The sequence below is a fragment of the Rhizobium sp. EC-SD404 genome (assembly GCF_902498825.1).
Classification (GTDB): domain Bacteria; phylum Pseudomonadota; class Alphaproteobacteria; order Rhizobiales; family Rhizobiaceae; genus Georhizobium.
The window spans coordinates 3,730,023-3,751,071 of the sequence record NZ_LR701459.1 but is presented as its reverse complement, the minus strand read 5'-3'; the positions used below and the strand labels follow the sequence as shown (position 1 = coordinate 3,751,071).

Here is a 21,049-nt window from a genome sequence, read left to right as displayed (position 1 = left end):
CAGCTTTGCGGCAAACAGCTTTACGCCGAGGTCGTTCTGGCGCAATCGTCGCGGGTGTTTTGTCGTGAATACGCTGTTCTCGTCTTCGGGGCTGGCATTGGTGACTAGCGGGCTCGCCTAACGCTTGTCAGAAACCTCGGTGAAATCACAGGGATTTGAGCCGAGAACGTCGGCAGTCGCCTGGAAGGCTCAACTTGACGCCACGCCCGACGAGGCCTGCACCATCGTTGATTTATTGGCGTCTGGGTCAGACCGACACGACGGCTGACGTGCTCCCCTGAATGTTCCCATTCATAGGCGAGAGCAAATTCGATTTAAACTGGGTCATATCCTGCTGCTCCAAAGTAATGCCGACATTCGTCTGGTGTGAAGGCTGAGAGGCAATTAGCGACGACCAGCCAGAGTTCGTCGACGGTTCTGGCGGCGGCCTTTCTGAGCAGGGCCTTGAGCTTGGAGAAAGCCATCTCGATCGGGTTGAAGTCGGGCGAGTATAGCGGCTGGAACAGGAGCTGCGCGCCGACCCTCTTGATGGCCTTGCGCACGCCGCTGATCTTGTGAGCGGGCAGATTGTCCATGACCACGATGTCGCCAGGCCGCAGCTCGGGTGCCAGTAGCTGCTCGGCATAGGCGAAGAAGGCCGGACCGTTCATCGGGCCGTCGAGGAGCATCGACGCAGCCATGCCGGACAATCGCACCCCGTCGGTGAAGGTTGTTGTCTTCCAATGACCGTGAGAAACGGCTGCCCGGCATCGCTCGCCGCATGGCGCCCTACCGCACAAGCGGGCCATCTTCGTCGAGGTAGCGGTCTCGTCGATGAAAATCAGCTTCTCGGGGTCGAGGGCGAGCTGGCTGTCGAACCAGGCGATGCGGCGGCGCTGGACATCGGGCCGCGCTGTTGATCTGAGGCGTAAGCGGTGTTGTGCTGCCACGTCGGCTCAGCGTTGACGGAATGGGACGACGTTGTTGCCACGCATGAAGATGACCGCACCTTCGGTTCCGATGGCCGTTATCGCAGTATCCAATGCTTCGTCGTCTGACGAGAACACCCTTCCCCGACATGACTGGTGCCCTCGTGATCGACGACTTCAAGACTCCATGAAGGGTCGGCTTCCAGGCGGTTGAAGGCGCCGTCCATGTGGAGGATGTCGATGAAAGCAAAGGCGCGTCGGACCAGTCCCGGTCCCTGCATATCGATGTATGCAGGTTGGAATTCGTCGGATGGCCACTTTGGATCCGCTTTCCCGATCTTCAGCACTTCGTGGGATTGCTCGGGCCAACGACCCTCAAATAGGTTTACGCGCTGATTCATGCTAGGGCTCCGGTCGGTGGCGACGCAACGTAGCCGCGCCTTTCTCACGCCGCAACGGGATGTCTACGAGGTCGCTGTCAGATGCGTGGCATTTCTCTGCCGCGCAATTTCAGATCTTCCCATAACTCACGGGATTTGAAGTGTCGAACCGCGCGTTGTGTTTTGCTCTTGGTGATAATGACGGCATGATCTCTCACACTGACTGCATCGATAAGGGGCCCGGAGGCAAGAAGAACGATAATCTCAAACACAAGATTGGTGAGGGCCGGCTGCCCGGCCCATGGCGACGTTTCTTTTTGATGTGCTGGGCGATGTGACCAAGCCCAGTCCTCGATGATGTAAGTGCCTCCCGGCTGAAGGCGCGGGAATAATATCTCAAATGTCCGTCGAGTCTGGCTGTATAGATGAGACGCATCGTCGACGACCAGATCAAGCCTGCCTCCCAGATCCTGATCAACGATCTTTTGCAGGGCGGCTTCATCCGATTGTGATTTACCCCAATGGACTGAACGGCTCGAATTACTGGATATGTAATCCATTAGCGGATCAACAGGCACATCTGACAAATCTACGGCCGTCATCTTGGTCGGCGAGAATATTTGATCAAGAAGCACGTAACTCCCCCCCTGAAAGACGCCGACTTCGAAAATGTGCTTTGCTTCAATCGATTTCGCCAAATCCTGATAAAAATCGATCATGGCCTTAGTCTTCACGAGGGTAAATGAGTCGCCATTTGATAGGGATCGATCTTTCCCGGCTCGAGTATCGATACGGAACCGTTGACCACCTAGCTCGAAAGTCTCTGGTTCGCCCATTATATCAATCCCTTTCTCGTTTACGAGACCGCAACCTATCCACGCCTCTTCCTGAGTGCAACGCTAGTATACACATTTGCCCATATGCCAGCGCTTACCATCGACCCCTTCGCTTCTGTCGGCTTCGACTACCATTCAAACGGCGAAGATTACCTGCCGCAAACGGCTTTCGTACCTGCACGACCGCCCGGATGTCGTGCTCGGCGAAGACGCGGCCCAGCGCGTCGCCGTCGCAGATATCGGCCTCGACGGACATGCGCCCCGTCGTCCATGGCGGCGGCGAGGTTGTCCGTGTTGCCGGCATAGGTGAACTTGTCGAGATTGACAACGGCCTCGCGCGAGGCCTTGAGCCGGTCGAGCAGAGGTTTCTTAGCGGCTCGGGGTGGCCCAGCATTCCCTTTACGAATGGAAGAAGAAGTTTGCTGCGTCGAGCGCCAAGGGCAACGACGAGGCCGAGGAGATCAGGCGGCTGAAGAAGGAACTGGCTCGCGTCACCGAGGAGCGCGATATCCTAAAAAAAGCGGCCGCGTATTTCGCCAGGGATGCAAAGTGAAGTGCACGTTCATTGCCCTGCATCGCTTGCAGTTTTCTGTGCGGACGATGTGCCGCCTCCTGCGGGTTCACCCGAGTGGGTTTTACACCTGGCTGAAGAACCCACTGAGCAGGCGAGCCAGTGAGGACAAGCGACAGACCGATCTGCTCCTGAAGGCATCGGAAGAGAGCGGCAAGGTCTATGGCTATCGAAAGCTGCACGACGACCTTCTCGACCAAGGCGAGATGTGCTGCCCAAACCGGGTCGCACGGCTGACACGCATTGCCGGGATAAAGGCGCAGATTGGCTACAAACGCCGTCCTGGCATCTACAGCGGCAGGCCTGCCGTCGTCGTAGATAATGCGCTCGACCGGCAGTTCGACGTCGAGGCTCCAGACACGGCGTGGGTCACGGACATCACCTACATCCGGACCTGTGAGGGGCTTCGCCTATCTCGCCGTCGTCATTGATCTCTACTCCCGTCGTGTCATCGGCTGGGCAATGCAGAGCCGCCAAACCACCGACGTTGTGTTGCAGGCTCTGCTCATGGCGGTGTGGCGACGCAAGCCGAAGAATACGGTTCTGATCCATTCGGATCAGGGCTCGCAGTTCACCAGCATGGATTGGGCCTCGTTCCTCAGGCACCACAATCTGGTTTACTCGATGAGCCGACGCGGCAACTGCCATGACAATGCGGTGGATGAGAGCTTCTTCAATCTCCTGAAGCGAGAACGGATACGTAGAAGGGACTACCGTTCACGTGATGAAGCTCGCCAGAATATGTTCGACTACATCGAGATGTTCTACAACCCGAAACGCAAGCACGTCAGAAACGGGATGCTGTCGCCCGTCGAGTTCGAGAAGCAGCAGAAAGTCTAACCTGACGGTGTCTACGATACTCGGGGCTATTCAATCATTGGCATTCTGAAAGAGCATCAGGCGGGCATGACGGCCGGCGAGTTGTGCCGCAAGCATGGCATTTCGGACGCGACCTTCTACACGTGGCGCAAGAAGTATGGCGGCATGGAGGTGTCGGAGGCCAAACGGCTAAAGACTTCGGAGGAGGAGAATGCCCGTCTGAAGAGGCTTTTGGCAGAGTCGATGATGGATGTATCGACGCTGCGCGAGATGCTGGCAAAAAACTTCTGACGCCCGGCTCAAGGAGAAATGCGTGAGTTGGGCAGTCGAAGAAAAGAGCTACTCGCAGCGGCGGCCTGTGCCCTGGCTGGCATTGCGCGGCGTGTCTACCAATACATAATCCAGCGGGTCGGACGATGCTGCTCTGCGAGCGCGTTTGCGGGAACTGTCATCGCAGCGATGGCGGTTCGGCTACCGCCGCCCTGCACCTGCTGTTGAAGCGGGAGGGTGTCGCGGTAAACTGGAAGAAGCTCTACCGGATTCACAAGGAAGAGCGCCGGACGGTCTGAAAACGTGGTGGCGCAAACGCGCTATGGGCACGAGAGCTCCGATGGCCACTCCGCACGATCCAAACCAGAGATGGTCACTTGACTTCGTGTCGGACGCGTTGATCGACGACTTCAGCCGGGAGTGCCTGGCGACAGTGGTCGACAACTCGATCTCGGGCGAACGTGTCGCTCGTGAACTGGATGCGATTGCTGAACGGCGCGGCTACCCCTGCATGATTGTCAGCGACAACGGTACGGAGCTGACGTCAAACGCCACGCTGGCTTGGCAGGATCGGGGCGTCGAGTGGCACTACATCGTGAGCACCTCCCCAGAAATTGGACGGTGACGGAAGCTACGATCTGACGTCTGCTGATCTCCAATGACGAGGAGATCAGAACATGCGCAAACGCAGGAACCATGACGCGGGCTTCAAGGCTCGCGTGGCGCTGGAAGCCGTGAAGGGCATCTGATGTGCGCTATTCGATTGAAAGTCGCGTTGTACGCCAAGGGTCTGAACTGCGAGCCGCATCACATGCAAATGAATTATGCTGCGGGGGTTACCCTGCTCGGGCTCAGTGAACAGTGTGTCCAGGAAAGCTCCCCCTTGAGCGAAAAGCAGGTGCTGAATGAAATGCGAATTTCGGGTGTTCAGAAACCAACCTGATCGTCCAGGTTGAGGCAGCAAGCTGACCACGCAAACTTTGGATGGTCTGGCAGACACGAAACGGCAGCTTGCCTCCCCATAACCGGACGGTCCGAAACCGGCCTCGAAAGCGTCGGCAGGAAAACATTTCCTAGCTTGCCCACGCCGGCTGACGCCGACGGCCGGACCGGGGTGGATACCTGACTGACTGCTTTCGGGTCAGATTAAGCAAATGCGGCCACTTGCAAAGGCGATAAGCTTCAATATTTCGTCTGATACAACCATTGCCGAAATTGTCCACGCCTCCCGTCGCAGAGACTAGACTGACTGCTAACGTTTATCCGGAAACCGGCCAGATCCGGGCTAGAAGTTCACCCCCGAACCAGAAAACGAACGCAACCCATGCCGCTGCCAGGATGGCTGCGACAAACGCGACAACAAGTGCAAGCCCGTCGCGCAAGATCAAGGCAAACGCGATCATGACGATCGCTGCGACAGGCGGGACGTTGCCGAATGGTATCGGCAATCCGATCATGATGGACAGAGGTAGGATTATCAAAGCCGCGACGCGGCCGGCCATAGTTCCGGCAAGCCACTTGAAGCGGCCCGGCTCGTGAAGATTTTCGATCGCAACCAGCCAGCTTCGTGCTCGTTTGCTGGCGTTTACGAGCATTCCCGTTGAGACAGACCGTCGGGTGATCACAGTGGGCAGCCATGGCCTAGAGCGACCAGCGATCATCTGGATGGACAGGACTGCAACCGCCGTGCCGAACACCATGCCATATGGCCCCGGGATAGGGATGAGCGCGGGCAGCACGAGAACGAGAACCAGCATTGGGAAACCGTCTGCGCCGAGCTGGTTGACCACGTCGCCAATAGCGATGCGATCCCGATCGATGCAGGTCGCCAGCAGATCGTCAATCGCATCCGACGCGGTGCGCGCTGGTGCGGCCTCCGCAGCAGCCAGGAAGCAACTATCCGGTTCTCGTTTCTGGGTGATCGCAATTCGGGGCATCGGTATAGCCTCGCGCTGTTCATCCGGCATCTTAGGTAAGGTCTAGGACCAACTGGAGGCCGGCAAGTGCGCAAGCGCAGGCCGTCGTGAACGCTGCGCGCGTGTTGAGCATCTGGGATCGGTTCAAGGCGACGACAAGACGATTGATATCTGCAGCGCTCAGTTCGCCGCGCCGCTTGATCCTTCTTACCCGGTGCCGGCCAGATGCCCACCAGAGAAAGGAGGGTAACCAGCATGTCTTGCATCGCTTCACTTCCTGCGCCTGAACATGTCTCTTGAATTCGGCATGCATCATCCGGCTGTGCTGGCGCTGGACTAGCTGTCCAGCGCCAGCACAGAGCCTCAGGGACGCAGCAGTTTAGGCGGCCCGTCATGCGGCGGCTGCGACCGTGTCTTGATCAGGCTCCAGATGACGCCCGATGCGATGATGCTAAAGGTGATGCCTAGCGAGAGCGCAGCGGGGAACTTTTCGAGCCCCAGAAGGTCTGCAACAAAAATCTTCGATCCGATAAAGATCAAGACTATTGCAAGCGCCGGCTTCAGGTACTGGAAACGGTGGATCATCGCGGCAAGAGCGAAATAGAGCGCTCGCAGTCCAAGGATGGCGAAGATATTGGACGTATATACAATGAATGGGTCGGTCGTGATGGCGAAAATCGCCGGGACCGAATCCACCGCGAAGATGACGTCGGCGATCTCCACCATGACGAGCGCCATGAAGAGCGGCGTCATAAACCAAACGAGTTTGCCGGTCTTTGGATCGGGTTTCTTGACGAAGAAATCCTGACCGTGATGTTCGTCGGTCACGTTGAAGCGCCGCCGCAGAAAGCCGACGATGGGATTGTTGCCAATCTCGGGCTCTTTGTCGCCGATCCACAGCATCTTGATACCCGTGATTACCAGGAATGCCGCGAAGATGTAGAGCACCCAAGAGAACTGCGAGACGAGCGTAGCCCCCAGACCTATCATGATGGCGCGCAGGATGATGACGCCCAAGATGCCCCAAAAGAGCACGCGATGCTGGTATTTGCGGGGAACGGCGAAGAAGGAGAAGATGAGCGCGATGACGAAGACGTTGTCGAGCGCTAACGTCTTCTCCACAACAAAGCCGGTGAGGTAGTTCAGCCCTGATTCCGCGCCGAGTTGCCACCAGACCCAGCCACCGAAGGCGAGGCCGAGGGTGATGTACATCGAGGACAGGATCAAGCTTTCCCGGACCTCGATCTCGTGATTGTCGCGGTGAAGCACACCAAGGTCAAACACCAGAAGCGCGATGACGATCGAGATGAAGCCGAGCCACATCCAGACCGGCTTGCCGAGCCAATCGGTGAATAGAAATGCAAATTCCACGTGAACTCTCCAGCCGGTCGTCCACGACGGGTGCAATGTCCGACATCGCGAGAGGACCGGCATCTCTCGCCAGAGGGGCCCGGACTGGGCAATCAACATGGCCGTCGCCGATTCGGTAGGACCGGCGGCGGCCGACCAACTAGGTTGCAGCCGAAGTAAGACGGCGGATCAGGACGGTCACACCACCCAGCATCGCAACGCCGACAAGCCACACGATCGCGATCAGCGGTCCGTCAAGCGGCGCGGCGATCTGTGCGAACCAGGCGATCAGACCATCGGCGCCGCCCATATCGGCGAGCCGACAGACTGACAGTTCGACGCTGGCACAGACGGCAAGCGCGAGCAGCGACCATGCAGCGATCAGGGCAACAGCGCTGGAACTGACGACGCGGATGAGCTTCGCAGCACTGCTTGGTCCGGGACGCATCAGCGCGCCATCAAGTTCGCGATCGCACCGTTGCCAGCGTTGATGACTTGCGACGAATTACCGGAATGACTTTGGACTGCCCTTCACGGTTGAGTCGCTCGAGATATTCGATTTGTTCCCTGAATCGGAGCCTGAGCTTTTTCAGTTCAAACAGCTTCAGGCCGTCCGGTGCAGGCCGTGCCTGCTCGCGGTTGATGAGAGCCTGGATTGCCGCACGGCGATTGCGCAGCGAATTCAAGAATGGGTCCATGTTCATCATTCCTTCGTGTTGACCACGAGGCTGATCTGGACATCCTTGCTCAATTGCGCCAATTGATTGTTGTAATCGTCTTTATAGTCATCAGCTATTGTCTATGCCGTTCCGCCCTACTTTACGCCAGCTTGAATATGTCGTCGCCCTTGCCGAATGCGGTCATTTCGGTAAGGCCGCCAAGCGTTGCCATGTATCGCAGCCCACTTTGTCCGTTCAGGTCGGGATCGTCGAAAACAATCTGGGCATCCAGCTCTTCGAGCGGACCTCGGCAACGGTCCAGATCACACCGATCGGAGAACGTTTTCTACGCGGTGCGCGAGTGACGCTTGCCGCTATGAGTGATTTGATGGATGCGGTAGCGCAGGACAGCGCAGCTCTGGGTGGGATCGTCAGGCTCGGCACACCGCCGACTTTCGGTCCGTATTTTCTGCCGACATTCCTGCCGCCCTTGCACCAGAAGTACCCTGATCTCAAAATTTATATAATCGAGGATCGCCCCGCCGCGATTGAAACCGCTGTGGCCGAAGGAACGCTCGATTGCGGCGTCGGCCCCTCGTGCGGCGAGCCTTCCTTGACCTTCATCCCGATCGGCTGCGAACGGCTTTACCTGGGCGTTCCGGCCAATCACCGCCTTGCGCAAAGGAGTTCCGTTGCCGTCAAGGAATTGGAAAGCGAACGACTTCTGGCCCTTGGAAGCGGCAACCGTCTGCTGGAGAACGTTCAACATCTGGCGAAGGTATCAGGTGCGGCGGTTGTCGACGACTATGTCGGGACCAGCCTCGACGCGATCCGCCAGATGGTGTCGTTCGGCATGGGCTGCTCGCTATTTCCAGAGCTCTACGCCCGGGCGGAGTTCCGCAATGCAGACGATGTACATCTCCTAGAGCTGACGGACTGGCGCGAGATGCGTGAGGTGGGGGTCTACTTCAGGGCGACGGCCGGTCGCGTGGCGCATTTTGAGGAATTGGCCGGACGGGCGAAAGATGCGGCACTGGCGCTGGGCGTCAGGTAACTGAATCTGTCGGTCCTATGTCGAGCCTTGCTGCAGGAGAATTCGCAATGTCGGATTGGGAAAACGCCGTTCCATGGTCACGGCGAAGAAAGTCTCCGTAATCCCCAGTGGCTCATCGCCCTCGACGAGGAGGCCGGCCGCCAGCTCGTCCTTGACGACTATGGGCGGCAGAACGGCAAGGCCGACATCTTCGCGCGCCAGAAGCCGCATCATCGCCATGTCCTCGACCTCCGCGACGATTTGCGGGCGCACCCCCAGGCGATCGGCGAGAGCGTCAAAGCCGGCGCGCACGCTGCTCTCTAGCGTCGGCACTATAACGGGATGATCGCGCAGGAGGTCGACGAGCCCCGCTTTGCCGCTGAACCGAGACGGCGTGCCGATGAGGCCGACCGGCTGCTCTGCGATCCGATGCGCCACGAATGGCGTCAGCACATCACGCGCGGGCGCATGGTTGATGAGCACGACGTCCAGGTTCAGCGCTTCCAGCGCGCGCAAGAGCTCGGCGGCTCCGCCGGAGCGCAACACGAGCTCGATGTCGGTCCGACCGAGAACGGGCCGAAGAAACTCCATCTGGAAGTTGCGCGACAACGTAGCCAGCGCCCCGACCCGTAGTGCCTGGCGCGCCGTACCGGTCTCGCGAAGCGTGCCGAGCAGTTCATCCCCGGTCGTAAAGATCGCATCGGCATGGTCGAGCGCAATGCGGCCGGCCTCGGTCAGATGAAGCTGTCGTCCACGCCGGTCGAAGAGCGCGTGGCCAAGTTGCTCCTCCAGCTTGCGGATCTGCACCGAAAGCGCCGACTGGGTCAGGTTCAGGCGCTCGGCCGTGCGTGTGAGGTTGCCGTCATGCGCGACGGCCCGGAAGTACCGCAGGTGGTGATAATTGAGCGCTGCCATGACGTTCGATAATAGCGAACGTATTTGAGCAAACAATGCATTTTCTTTCGGAGTGCGGCTCCGTTAGCAGCAGTTACATCGTCACTGCCGAGGGGTAACCGCCTTGTCGCCCAATCTGCTTGCGCTCGCCACACCGCTATTCCTGTTGCTCGCCGCACTGTTTGCGTCTTCCCGACAGGGTCTAAGGCCCTCGCTTGTCGCGGCCGTTGCCGAGGCGGCCGCCTTGGCGGCTTTCGCCGTTGCGACCGGATCGCTGTTTCTCCTGCTTCTCGTCGGGCCGGGTGATAGCGCACTGCTCGGCTTATCCATGATCGGCTTTTCCGTGCGGATCGACGCCGTCAGCGTCACGATGCTTCTGCTCGTCTCCTTCATCGGCTGGATCGTGCTGCGCTACTCGCGCACCTATCTCGACGGCGAGGCCCGGCAGGGCGCATTCACGGGTTGGCTGTGCGCGGCACTGGCGGCAGTCCTTCTCCTTGTGCAGGCCGGCAATCTGGTCCAGTTTCTCGGCGCCTGGATTGCGACGAGTTATGCGCTCCATCGCCTGCTGCTCTTCTATCCCGACCGCATTGGGGCGCAACGCGCGGCCCGCAAGAAGCGGCTATTTGCGGGCTTGGGTGCCCTGTCGCTGGCCGGGTCGGTGCTGCTGATGAGCATGGCCTTCGGCACGACCGACATTGCGGCGATCAACGCCATGGCGCGGGCCGGCGACGTTTCATGGCACGCGCCGGCCGCAGCGGGCTTGTTGGCACTTGCAGCGCTGTTGAAGTCGGCGCAATTCCCGACCCATGGTTGGCTGACGGAAGTCATGGAGGCGCCGACGCCGGTCTCGGCGCTCCTCCATGCCGGGGTCATCAATGCGGGCGGCTTCCTGCTGATCCGCTTCGCCGACGTCATGCTTCTCGCGCCCGGCGTGCTGGCCGTGCTGGCGATGATCGGCGGCTTTACTGCCCTCTTCGGCGCGCTCGTCATGCTGACGCAGCCTGCAGTCAAAACCTCTCTCGCTTGGTCAACCGTGGCGCAGATGGGCTTCATGATCCTGCAATGCGGGCTGGCGCTGTTCCCGCTGGCGCTGCTCCACATCGTGGCCCATTCCCTCTACAAGGCGCATGCCTTCCTGGCCTCGGGCGGTGCCGTGGAGCAGGTCGCCTCCATGCGTCGCCCGGGTCCGGTCGCCATACCCCATGGCGGTGCTGTCGCACGCGCGTTCCTCATCGCGCTCGCGATCTATTTTGCGATCGGTGTAGCCTTCGGCATCGGCTTCGGGTTCGAGCACAAGTCGCCACAGGCGCTCGCGCTTGGCGCCATCCTCATCTTCGGCGTCGCATATCTGCTTGCCCAAGGGCTGGCAGATGCTGCGCCGAGAGCTCTGACGGCGAGGACGGCGCTTTATGCAACCGCAGCCGCGCTCGGCTACTTCACGCTCCAGACGGCGGCCGAATGGCTGACGGCTGGCGTGCTGCCTGCGACGCCCGCGCCTGGTCGGCTCGAATGGACCTTGATGGCGCTCGCCGTCTTGACCTTCGGCCTGGTGGCGGTCGCGCAGGCCCTGTTCCCGCTTTGGGTAGCCCATCCGGCGGCCGCGGGCCTGCGGGTGCATCTCTCCAACGGGCTTTACGTCAACGCCATGCTCGATCGCATGCTGGCCGGTTGGGCCGTCCGCAAGCCTTCGTGACCTCAAGGATCAGGAATTGCGCTCATGTTGATGACTGCACCCAAGACCCACTGTCCGGGCCCCGAAACGATCATGGCTGCGGCCCGACGCGCGGCACGCTCCATCCCGCCGCTCTGGCCGCTGGCCGCGAGCGTCGCTGTCAATCCGTTTCTCGGCCAGACAGACGAATCTCTGGCTCAAGCCGCAGCGCGCCTGCGGCGGGCGGCCGGTATCCGGCTGACCATGCCGCGCCGCTGGTATCAGGAACGCTTCCAAAGAGGTGAACTCACCGAGTGTGACTTGGCCGATGCGCTCAGCGCAGCCCCTGTCTCGCACCGTTCGAAGTCGATTGCCGCACTGAAGCAGGCCATGCATGGCGAGACGCCGGCAGCACGGGCGCTGCCTTCGGTCGCAGAGTTGGCAAGCAACGTCAGCGGCATCGACTGGCAGGCCGTTGTCGATGAGCGCCTGAGCCATTGGGCAGCGGGCTATTTCGATCAGGGTCAGGCGCTCTGGGCCCTTCCCGAGGGACGCAGCGCCTATGCTTCCTGGCGCACCGCCGCCATGCACGATCTGACCCCGGAAATCGTCGGCCTTGCCGGCTTCGCTGGCATTTTGGCGGACACATCCGAAAGCGCCGATGACGCCCTCGTCGACGCTGTCAAAACGCTCAGCCTGTCTGAGGCAGCACTGGACAGCTGCTTCCACCGATTGCTGATCGGTCTTGGCGGCTGGTCGCAGCTTGCGCGCCACCGCCTCTGGCAGGCGGAACTGGCAGGTAAGACAGACAGTACGGTGACCGATCTGCTCACCATTTCTCTCGTCTGGGAAGCAGCGCTTCTGAGTCAGTACGAACAGGAAATCGGACCGCAGTGGCGTGACACCGCGATCGCCCACGGTGAACCGATCGTTGCAGACGAGGAGGATCATGTAGATGCCATCCTCCAGGAGGCCAGTGAGTATGCAGCCCAGCGGACGCTGAAGACCCTATTCAACCAGGCGCGGCCCGCCGTGATGGCCTCCTCGCGTCCCGTGATGCAGATGGCCTTCTGTATCGACGTGCGATCGGAGGTTTTTCGCCGCGCATTGGAAACGCTCGATTCCAGCATCAGCACGCTCGGCTTCGCCGGTTTCTTCGGCATGGGGATCGCGCATCGCCGCTTTGGCTCGGACGTGGTGGAAGCGCGTCTGCCGGTGCTACTCCAGCCCAGTCGCCTCTCCTGCTCCGGAGAGCCGACGCTGCAGACGCAGAGCGCGGATCGAGCGGCAAGGGTCGCGGCACGTGCCAAGCGTGCTTGGGGCCGGTTCAAGCTTGCCGCCATCTCCTCCTTCGCCTTCGTCGAGGCAGCGGGACCTGTTTATATAGGCAAGCTTTTGCGCGACGGTCTGGGACTGGCCAAAAATTGCGTGCCAAGCGACCTGGCGCCCCGTTTCGCTGGCACGATCGGCCTCGAACAGAGGATTGCGATGGCCGAAGGTGTCCTTAGAGCGATGTCGCTCACAGATGGCTTCGCGCGATTGATACTGCTTGCCGGTCACGGCGCCAATGTCATCAACAATCCGCATGCCAGCGCGCTGCATTGCGGCGCCTGCGGCGGCTATTCGGGCGAAGTCAATGCCCGGCTGCTCGCATCGCTGCTCAACGAACCCGCCGTTCGCGCCGGCCTTGTCGCGCGCGGCATTTCGGTTCCTCAAGACACACTGTTCCTAGCGGCCCTCCACGACACGACGACCGACGACGTCCATATCTATGATGCCGATCATCCATCGGTGGGCCATGCCGCTGACCTGGCAACAGCCCAAAGCTGGCTCCACGCCGCAGGCAAGCTCGCCCGCGCCGAGCGGGCGCTCCGGCTGCCCCGCGCCGCATCTGAAGCGGATGTCCTTCGCCGCGCTCGCGATTGGTCCGAGCTGCGGCCCGAATGGGCGCTCGCGGGCTGCCAGGCATTCGTCGCAGCACCGAGGGAACGCACCGCCGGCAGCGATCTCGCCGGCCGCGCCTTCCTGCACGATTATGACTGGCGCCTGGATCAGGGCTTCGGCGTGCTCGAACTGATCCTGACCGCGCCGGTCGTCGTGGCAAGCTGGATCAGCCTCCAATACTATGGCTCTACTGTTGCGCCTGGACTCTTTGGCGCTGGTAACAAGCTTCTGCACAATGTCATCGGCGGGATCGGCGTTGTCGAAGGCAATGGCGGACTCCTGCGTGCCGGGCTGCCGTGGCAATCCGTCCATGACGGTGAGCGGCTCGTCCATGAGCCGCTGCGGCTCTCCGTGGTCATCGAGGCCCCGCGCGAGGCAATCGCCGATATTCTCAATCGCCACCCGCAGGTCCGGGGACTGTTCGACCATCGCTGGCTGCATCTCTTCGTGCTAGATGATGATGGCCGCATGGCCTGGCGCTACGTCGGTGATCTTGCATGGGACGAAGTGGAGATGGAGACCACGCGGCTTCAGGCGCAAGCATGAAGACTGTCGTTCCGGAACCTGTCCCCCTTGCAGCCGCTGCCGGTCACCAGTCTGCATCCTATGCCGGCCAGAACGCTGTGCTGACCACGATGCACGGAAAGGAAGAAGCGATCGCGCCCGTCCTGCGCGCCCGGCTCGGACTGATCGTCTCCGCCGCGTCGGATATCGACACCGACGCGCTCGGTACTTTCACCGGCGAGATCCCGCGCACAGGCACCATTCGCGACGTGGCGATCGCCAAGGCGCGACTGGGCATGGAGGCGGTGGGGCTGCCGATCGGCCTTGGGAGCGAAGGCAGCTACGGCCCGCACCCCGAGATTCCCCTCGTTCCCGGGGGCGTCGAATTGATGGTGCTCGTCGACGACACGCGCGGCATCGTCGTTAGCGAGCATTTGATCGACGATACACCAGCCTTCGGGCACGCTTATGCGGAGGCGGGCGACGATCTGACACCCGTCCTCGATCGTCTCGGCTTTCCCAAGCACGCTCTGATCGTGAAGCCGGCCGAGAGCGACAATGGAGCTGGCCACATCTTCAAGGGCCTGCGCGAACGAGCCACCCTTAAGAGAGCTGTCATGTCGGCCCAGGCGCTATCGAAGGACGGCCGAGCGCTGATCCAAACCGATATGCGCGCCCATATGAACCCGACGCGGATGGCGCAGCTTGGCCGGCTTGCATCTGCGCTCGCCGAGCGGCTGTCCCAGCTTTGCCCTGCCTGCGGCATGCCCGGCTACGGACAAATCGATGTCGAGACCGGCCTGCCTTGCGACTGGTGCGGCTCCCCGAGCCAGATGGTCCGCCAATATATCTTTAGCTGCGTCTCATGCCTGCATCGCGAAAATCGACCGCGTGACGACGGGCTGACACACGCTGACCCGAAACACTGTCCCTCGTGCAATCCATGACCGGCGATGGAGGAAGCCTATGACAAAACTAGATGACGCCGTGCAGACCAATGACGAGCAGATCGCTTGGGTTCTGGCACATCCTCGAATGAGCCCTTGGCTGAAAGCAGCGCTTGAGTCTGATCTGACAGCGACGCCACGATCTAGAACCTCGTGGTGCTGCATGAGATCAGCTCCGCTGCAATTCTGTGAGCTGGTTGCTTCCACCCGCGGTCGGGCTTATCTACCATCCTTTCATCGCGACCTTGGCGTTGATCCCAGGAAGTTCGCCTCCTTAAAGCGATTAAGGACCGTCTTGCCTGCTCCCATGAGCGACTGAATGGGATCTATGGACCGCCGTTGGGCATGTGCTTAACGGCCGCTATCCGGCCTTCAGCACTCAAAAGCGGACAGACCGCTACCGGCCCAGGACTTGCCACCGAAAGGCGCTGAAAAATATGCGGACGGCAGCAGGCTGGATATTAATCGAGGCTGCACTTGGACCTTGGAAAACAGGATCCAAGAGAGCGGAACGTCAGGATGGCTAGGATGCAAAGGGCAGGTGCATCTCGCTTCACGGTTCAGATTACCTTCGTTTCATAAATCTCGTGTAGCCTGAGGCCCAATCGCGTGAGGTAGTTTTTGACCGACTGCGGATGAGGGTGGCGCCCAAAGGCCGTCGACCATCCTGCTCGTCTTAGCCGGTACGCCGCCTCTGACAATGAAACAGCCGGTGGCAGCGACTTCAAGAGGCGAACCATTTCTACCGCTTTTGCATCGGCGTTGGTCTTGTTCTCCGCCGCACGTGTTTTGCCGGTAGACCCCAGTTTCACACCGCGTTGCTTCGCCGCTTGCAGAGCTGCACGCGTCCGCAGCGAAATCATTCGCCGTTCTTCCTGTGCGAGAGCAGCAAATATGTGCAGCTGAAATTCAGACGCGTGCGGCATTTCCGCGATAACGAGCGGAACCCCCTTATCCATCATGCCCGCGATGAAGCTGACCCGCCGGGAAAACCTGTCTAGCCGCGCAATCAACAGCGAGGCCTTTCGACTGCGGACGAGTTTGATCGCCTGCTGAAGGCCGGTTCGCTCATCGTTTCTGCCGGACTCGATATCAACGAACGCTCCAATCAACGTTCCGTACTGCTCAGCATATCGCTCAACCGAACCTCGCTGGGCTTCAATGCCAAGCCCTGATCGGCCTTGCCGCTTCGTTGAGACGCGGTAATAGGCGACGAATTCTTTCAAACATGAATGCTGGTTCATGTTTGAAGGATCCTCTGAAGAATGTGGCAAGACAACTCAAGGTGGCAGACATTGAGGCAGACAAGCTCGTCAATCAAGGATCTTTTGTGTCATGAATATGGAGATACGTAATACTGCGGGATAAAGTGCTGATTTGAAGCTCAAAAAAGCGCTAAAATCGGTTGTATGACGTATTATCACGCAATATAAAAGTATTAGGTGTACGCACTCTGCGGATGTTATTTGCAGAGGCGCGCAAAACGGCATAGATCACGGCTCCGTTCGCAAAGAAAATGCATCGAAAAGGAGCTGTCGATGATCTACCGATACATGATAAACGGCATTTTAACCTGGGAGGCCGTCCAGCAATTCGACCACATGACGGGCCGGTTCAACGATGATGAGCCCAACGATCTCTATCTATACGCGGATCTAGATTGTCGAAACGAACGGCTCGTGGTGATGTTCGCGGACATCTGTCGGGAGCGCTTTGCGAATTTCCATCTTTGCATAAAGGGACGGCTAAAAGGAAAAGCTGCAGCCCTAGCCGTACTGGCATCCAGTCTTTCCTTCGCTGAAGAAGCATGGGTTACGCCATTCGAGTTCGACAGAGACGCTCTCCAGCCGATGCTCGACTACTCTGGTCTTTCGGGCTGCATTGATCTGAACCGCCTGCTGGAGGGGCAGACTTACGAGCACATCACAGGCCCAGAAGCCAAAACCGTTTTCGGAATGGTCGGTGATCTCACGCGTGACGATGAGGATTGGCTCGAAATTTTCGAAATCTGCAAACGACGCGGCGAAAGCTTTTCGTTCATGGACTGCAAACAGGCGCCTTATCCTCATGGTGAGCTTGAGGATTTCGCCGATTTCACCGTCAGAACTATTTCAGCATCGACAGATGGTCGTCCCGGGCCGCATGGGTCTGGCGATAATGTGACACCGCTGACGAGGCCCCGGTCATCCGACGACTAAATAAAGAGCCACATGCGCTGTCGCGGAAAATCCAGATGGTTGGAATGGGTGTGATTTGTGAAAATTTTGCTCCTGCTCAATTTTTGAGCAGGAGTGTTTTGCATGTCTTGAAAAGGTTGAAAAGATCGAAACCAATTGAAAATGATTAACAGAAATGAGGATGTGTTGATGTCGATGATATGGCGAAGCCATTCTCACGCAGTGAGATAGTCAAATGTTACATGAAGCTTATACAGATTTTGCACTGAGCAAAATTGGATCATATGCCCGTTTATACAGCTCTAAAAAAACCAAAGAGCTATTGAAAGAGAATGGTTATTTTATAACCATGATGATGGACCGTGAAAAGGTTTCAAGTGTTTCTGATAGGGCTGAAGCAGGGGTAAAAGAATGGATAGGGTTTGATAGGTTCTATAAATGGACCTGTCGAACGATGTTAGGGTCCGGGTTCAATCACGTGAACAAGCGTGATCAGCAACCACTGGTGCTCGCCTTTTTGGATGTTGAAGGAACTGCTGATGGACGGTTCCAGGATCAGGTTCAAGGGATCCATTTCCATTCGATTTGGATCGTTCCTGACCATTTGAAAGAGCGCTTTGACGAATGGATCAACTCGCCACTGACCGAGAACCAGGCTCGTCACAAATTCGCAATCAAGAATATTGATGTGAAGCGAGTGGACGGAACGCCCCGACGGGTCCTGTCATATGCAGGCAAGTTTGTGAAATCCGATCGTTTGACTTCACCAGTTTCAAAGCTGTTTGACGTCTATCCAAAGGGACTGGCAGGGATTGATGACGGACCAATGACGGGCGTTTGATCCGTCTTCACACACTAATTCAGCGAAAAGTCGTCGAACGTGAGATGCCTGATGACGACGTCGGCACGATAACGTTCAGCCAGACCAATCAGTGCGATCGAGACATGATCTTCAGTGAAGCCGCTGGACCGAACTTGTGCGACAGCCTGGTCGATCAGAGGACCGAGTACGCGAATGCATCGTGCGATTGCGATCTGTTCATCCTCTGATGTTGGTAGATCATCCATAGAGCTTCACCACACGCTCACGTCGAACCTTCCTGGCTTGCTGGTCGTTCTCGAAAATTGGCTCGGATCGATGAGGCCAGTTCCGCAAGCTGATCATCAAACGCCCCGGTAACATTGGCAGCCTCAACACGCTCTAGTGCCACGATGATCGCATCCAGGTCGTCACAGAGGATCGCTCGCTTGCCTTTGGCCAGTTCGAGCGTGTGACGGCCGTATTTGATCGTCAGGACGATTTTTCCGTCTTCATTCTTCCACCACCATAAGCCTCGGGGTCTGCCGCCTTTGGCGGCTTGATTTGTGCGTTCGATCTGCTTGCTGATGTTCTCGTGAAGCCGATCGCGTCGTCTTTGCTGCTCCGTACGATTGGGCTTGTCGATGAGCTCGACCAGTTTCATGCCAGTTAGTGCCATTTGCGCCTCCTATGATGTCGGGCTCATCCATTGGATTAGGCCAGTTGGCAACGGAGTTCAAAGAGACGCAGTTGGATGGCGAGTAATCGTCAAACCTGCCTGTGAACTCGATTCGGCGGTGGCTCTTGACCGATGTGACCGGCTCAACGGATATCAGAACCGCTTCATCTCGGTTGATTGCCCCATTTCCCAAGCCCTTAGAACGCCATCTTCACAGGTATAATATTCCCCTGCATCAACGGCTCCGATGCCAATCCCGTCGAGATCGGGGCTATCAAATTCGACATAGATCTCAGCTTTTGTCGCATTCGAATTCTGAAGCATCATTTTCACGGCATAGAAATAGCATTCGACATTCTGTCCTTTGTTGCCTCGCTGTATATAGACCCTCGTTTCCTCATCCATCTCCGACAAGATGACGGCCTCTGCGGGTGAGGCGATGTCACGAATAGGATTAGTGGCAGGGATAGAATTTTCGAACGCATCAAGACCTCTCGCTTTCGGGTTACGATGTAAAACGATGGTCCAGCTGCCGATTCTATCGCATTTGTGAAGCGGATCCTGAGCTGTCATGTCCACCTACAGTCTTAGGATGTTTCGGTGGGAAGCTCGGAAAATCGCTGAACGTCAATAATAATACCGGCGATTGCGAAACAGATACATCAGGATATAGCCAGGCAACCAGAGCAAACCAGATATCACCACAAGGATCAGGTGGATCCAGTGTGGAAATTTCCGCAGCTCTGCTCCTGAAGATGAGGATGCGGCTGCACCACCGGCGTTCATGAACACGCTCTGTTGCCGCTGGCTCTTCAAAAGCTCCATCTCGCGCATCTGAGGATCGATCATCTCTCCGCAGTGGCGGCACTTCTTCGACTTGGCATTGATTGCCTCGGAGCAGTATGGGCATTCTATGGTGGTTATGGGCAGTGCAGGTTCCATGCGAGGCTCTCCGAAATCGGCGTCGACCTTTCGATGCCAAGACCGCCTTTGAGATACCGAACCTCGTCCTAGCAATCAACGGAAAGTCGTAGTTTACTACGGAATTTCCACCATCAAACGTAAAGTGCTCGGTTCACCGAATCTGACAAGCGGAGCAAGTCATGTTCCATGTCAGCAATCGATCAATTCGGGACGACCTTGAAACAGCTGCGGAAGCTCCGTGGGCTAACTCAGGAAGATTTGGCCCAGCTCACCGGGCGCTCTGTTGATGCGGTCTCTCAATGGGAGAGGGGCGTCAACTGGCCGAGTTTTGATACGCTTGTCCGACTGTCAGAGGCGCTGGACGTACGTGCTGCTGCGTTTTTTGAAACGGGTATCGCCGAAACTGATGATCTTCTTGAACGGAAAATAGAAGCGAAATTGTTGATCGAGAGCATGACGGATCAACAGCTAGACCTAGCGAGAGAGTTGCTGAGGGTCGTGGTGCGGCTGGATCGTAAATCTGGTGACTGAAGGCGATGTTTAGGCCACGAACACCGTGGCATAAGGCACGCTTGAAACGCTGGGGCATGGTCCGCCCAACTCTGAAATTGACGCTAGGCTACCTCGCGACCGTTCGTGGCGACGGTTTGCAGAAAAGTCTTTTCAAACGTGCATGCGGGCATCGGTCGGCCGAAAAAGTACCCCTGACCCTCACCGCAATACAGTCGCATAAGATCTGCTTGGAACGACGTTTCGATCCCTTCAGCGATCACATCAAGATTTAACCCGGTGGCCAACTGCGCTATCGCTTCCACAATGAGCCTGTTCTGGTTCCCGGCGTCTTCACCGCTGACGAAGGATCGATCGATCTTCAACCGGGTTACGGGGAAGTCCTTCAGCATTGAGGGAGGCAAACCCCGTACCATAGTCATCAAATGCGATCCCAACGCCTTGCTCTCTCAGTTCTGCCAGCATTGCATCGATGCGCAGCTCGTATGACGCTGCAGCTACCCAGATAGACGGGACGGTACGATCTGGGTAGCTGCAGAAAGAGGCCCTTCTTGTCGGGGCTTTCTGTGTAGCTGCAGAAAGAGGCCCTTCTTGTCGGGGCTTTCTGTAGTGTGCGTCCCCATAAGATCCCAACGAAATATAAGTTCCCGTAAAATTAGATTATCGACAAATGCGCTTGTCGGGCGGCGAGGGGCCGAAGTTTTTCGTCCTCAGCATTTCTGGGGGTCGCAACACCAGAAAGGACAGCTTTCGGACGCTGCGACCCTGATGGCACCGACACAGCAATGGATCATCGTGGCGAGACCATCGCAGCCGAACCGACGCTCAGCGCCGAAGTTCCAGCGGCAGACAGTTGGGTCGCGGCGTCGAGCTGGGGGGCCTAATGAACATCCGCGACCCATGCACCACCCGGGGTGCTGAATAGAGCTAGGAGGCGAAAGTTAACGAAACTTTACCAGCTCTCGCTATGTTCTCACCCCGTCCACTGATATCCGCTCCAAAGCCAATGCCCATGTGCACCTCGAGGCCCGTCTGCTTCCCGGCTTCGTCTAGAAGCCAACGCACGACTTCCACATCATAGGTTTTCTCGGTGCCGGCCAAAGGCAGGACGATGGAGTCGCCCACCCGCGGAATTGCTGTCCAGTCGACATCCATCCCGTCAGCATGGTCGGCGCTGTAAATCGTAAACTTCATGCGTTTTCCCCCTTAATCGGAGGGCGAGATATCGCGCAAGCTAATGACTGCAAGAGCGATTGCCGTTGAAGCCGATCACCA

General features: G+C 58.1%; 20 protein-coding genes and 3 pseudogenes. 9 read left to right on the top strand and 14 right to left on the bottom strand.

Going from position 1 to position 21,049, the window contains the following annotated elements; translation table 11 throughout:
• Positions 1-314 precede the first annotated feature (314 nt).
• The 3 genes and pseudogenes from GC125_RS18875 to GC125_RS18865 form a co-directional block, all read right to left on the bottom strand.
• A pseudogene (locus GC125_RS18875) lies at positions 315-890 on the bottom strand (IS630 family transposase); the annotation flags it as partial.
• A gap of 116 nt (positions 891-1,006) precedes the next feature.
• Positions 1,007-1,309 carry a hypothetical protein gene (locus tag GC125_RS18870; RefSeq protein WP_151987074.1) on the bottom strand — a complete coding sequence of 101 codons (303 nt, stop codon included), beginning with the start codon at positions 1,307-1,309 and terminating at the stop codon, positions 1,007-1,009.
• 77 nt (positions 1,310-1,386) lie between these two features.
• Positions 1,387-2,124: a class I SAM-dependent methyltransferase gene (locus GC125_RS18865; RefSeq protein ID WP_151987072.1), complete on the bottom strand. Its 738-nt coding sequence runs from the start codon at positions 2,122-2,124 to the stop codon at positions 1,387-1,389.
• Positions 2,125-2,497: 373 nt separating this feature from the next.
• Between GC125_RS18865 and GC125_RS18860 the strand changes: the two are divergent.
• Together GC125_RS18860 and GC125_RS18855 are read left to right on the top strand one after the other, a co-directional pair.
• Positions 2,498-3,535 (top strand): annotated as a pseudogene (locus tag GC125_RS18860) (IS3 family transposase); the annotation flags it as partial.
• Between the two features lie 33 nt (positions 3,536-3,568).
• Positions 3,569-4,394 (top strand): annotated as a pseudogene (locus tag GC125_RS18855) (IS3 family transposase); the annotation flags it as partial.
• Positions 4,395-5,043: 649 nt separating this feature from the next.
• On the opposite strand, the gene GC125_RS18850 reads toward GC125_RS18855, so the two are convergent.
• The 4 genes from GC125_RS18850 to GC125_RS18835 form a co-directional block, all read right to left on the bottom strand.
• A complete protein-coding gene (locus GC125_RS18850; protein ID WP_199864647.1) occupies positions 5,044-5,721 on the bottom strand; it encodes an exopolysaccharide biosynthesis protein in 678 nt (225 codons plus the stop codon).
• A 342-nt stretch (positions 5,722-6,063) separates the two neighbouring features.
• Entirely contained in the window at positions 6,064-7,071 is a 1,008-nt protein-coding gene (locus GC125_RS18845) for a TerC family protein (protein WP_151987068.1), read from the bottom strand.
• Positions 7,072-7,210: 139 nt separating this feature from the next.
• Positions 7,211-7,498, bottom strand: coding sequence for a hypothetical protein (locus tag GC125_RS18840; RefSeq protein WP_151987066.1), 288 nt, complete (start codon positions 7,496-7,498; stop codon positions 7,211-7,213).
• Between the two features lie 10 nt (positions 7,499-7,508).
• A complete protein-coding gene (locus GC125_RS18835; RefSeq protein ID WP_199864646.1) occupies positions 7,509-7,748 on the bottom strand; it encodes a DUF465 domain-containing protein in 240 nt (79 codons plus the stop codon).
• 103 nt (positions 7,749-7,851) lie between these two features.
• On the opposite strand from GC125_RS18835, the gene GC125_RS18830 reads away from it, so the two are divergent.
• Positions 7,852-8,763 (top strand): hydrogen peroxide-inducible genes activator, encoded by a 912-nt coding sequence (locus GC125_RS18830; RefSeq protein WP_151987062.1) that lies wholly within the window; start codon positions 7,852-7,854, stop codon positions 8,761-8,763.
• A gap of 15 nt (positions 8,764-8,778) precedes the next feature.
• Here the strand turns inward: GC125_RS18830 and GC125_RS18825 are convergent, their stop codons facing one another.
• The gene (locus tag GC125_RS18825; protein WP_151987060.1) at positions 8,779-9,657 is read right to left on the bottom strand and encodes a LysR family transcriptional regulator; all 879 of its coding nucleotides are present in this window, start codon (positions 9,655-9,657) and stop codon (positions 8,779-8,781) included.
• A gap of 103 nt (positions 9,658-9,760) precedes the next feature.
• On the opposite strand from GC125_RS18825, the gene GC125_RS18820 reads away from it, so the two are divergent.
• From GC125_RS18820 to GC125_RS18810, 3 genes are read left to right on the top strand one after another with little or no spacing between them, the layout of a single operon-like run.
• A complete protein-coding gene (locus tag GC125_RS18820) occupies positions 9,761-11,332 on the top strand; it encodes a proton-conducting transporter transmembrane domain-containing protein (RefSeq protein ID WP_151987058.1) in 1,572 nt (523 codons plus the stop codon).
• Positions 11,333-11,356: 24 nt separating this feature from the next.
• Positions 11,357-13,780 carry a YbcC family protein gene (locus GC125_RS18815; protein ID WP_151987057.1) on the top strand — a complete coding sequence of 808 codons (2,424 nt, stop codon included), beginning with the start codon at positions 11,357-11,359 and terminating at the stop codon, positions 13,778-13,780.
• Positions 13,777-14,685 (top strand): DUF6671 family protein, encoded by a 909-nt coding sequence (locus GC125_RS18810; RefSeq protein WP_151987056.1) that lies wholly within the window; start codon positions 13,777-13,779, stop codon positions 14,683-14,685. Before GC125_RS18815 ends, GC125_RS18810 begins: the two co-directional genes overlap by 4 nt.
• Positions 14,686-15,245: 560 nt before the next feature.
• Here GC125_RS18810 and GC125_RS18805 read toward each other — a convergent pair.
• Positions 15,246-15,929 (bottom strand): recombinase family protein, encoded by a 684-nt coding sequence (locus GC125_RS18805; protein ID WP_151987055.1) that lies wholly within the window; start codon positions 15,927-15,929, stop codon positions 15,246-15,248.
• Between the two features lie 294 nt (positions 15,930-16,223).
• On the opposite strand from GC125_RS18805, the gene GC125_RS18800 reads away from it, so the two are divergent.
• Both GC125_RS18800 and GC125_RS18795 read left to right on the top strand, forming a co-directional pair.
• Positions 16,224-16,883, top strand: coding sequence for a hypothetical protein (locus GC125_RS18800; RefSeq protein ID WP_151987054.1), 660 nt, complete (start codon positions 16,224-16,226; stop codon positions 16,881-16,883).
• A 214-nt stretch (positions 16,884-17,097) separates the two neighbouring features.
• A complete protein-coding gene (locus GC125_RS18795; RefSeq protein ID WP_151987053.1) occupies positions 17,098-17,703 on the top strand; it encodes a hypothetical protein in 606 nt (201 codons plus the stop codon).
• A gap of 244 nt (positions 17,704-17,947) precedes the next feature.
• On the opposite strand, the gene GC125_RS18790 is transcribed toward GC125_RS18795, so the two are convergent.
• From GC125_RS18790 to GC125_RS18780, 3 genes are all read right to left on the bottom strand, one after another.
• Positions 17,948-18,340 (bottom strand): hypothetical protein, encoded by a 393-nt coding sequence (locus tag GC125_RS18790; protein ID WP_151987052.1) that lies wholly within the window; start codon positions 18,338-18,340, stop codon positions 17,948-17,950.
• 153 nt (positions 18,341-18,493) lie between these two features.
• Positions 18,494-18,913: a hypothetical protein gene (locus GC125_RS18785; RefSeq protein ID WP_286165575.1), complete on the bottom strand. Its 420-nt coding sequence runs from the start codon at positions 18,911-18,913 to the stop codon at positions 18,494-18,496.
• Positions 18,914-18,967: 54 nt separating this feature from the next.
• The gene (locus GC125_RS18780; RefSeq protein WP_151987051.1) at positions 18,968-19,282 is read right to left on the bottom strand and encodes a hypothetical protein; all 315 of its coding nucleotides are present in this window, start codon (positions 19,280-19,282) and stop codon (positions 18,968-18,970) included.
• A gap of 168 nt (positions 19,283-19,450) precedes the next feature.
• On the opposite strand from GC125_RS18780, the gene GC125_RS18775 reads away from it, so the two are divergent.
• Positions 19,451-19,795: a helix-turn-helix domain-containing protein gene (locus tag GC125_RS18775; protein ID WP_151987050.1), complete on the top strand. Its 345-nt coding sequence runs from the start codon at positions 19,451-19,453 to the stop codon at positions 19,793-19,795.
• An 83-nt stretch (positions 19,796-19,878) separates the two neighbouring features.
• Here GC125_RS18775 and GC125_RS18770 read toward each other — a convergent pair whose 3' ends face one another.
• Together GC125_RS18770 and GC125_RS18765 are read right to left on the bottom strand one after the other, a co-directional pair.
• Positions 19,879-20,166, bottom strand: coding sequence for an EAL domain-containing protein (locus tag GC125_RS18770; RefSeq protein WP_199864645.1), 288 nt, complete (start codon positions 20,164-20,166; stop codon positions 19,879-19,881).
• Between the two features lie 535 nt (positions 20,167-20,701).
• Complete coding sequence (locus GC125_RS18765) at positions 20,702-20,968, bottom strand: hypothetical protein (protein ID WP_151987049.1); 267 nt, start codon at positions 20,966-20,968, stop codon at positions 20,702-20,704.
• Positions 20,969-21,049: the final 81 nt, after the last annotated feature.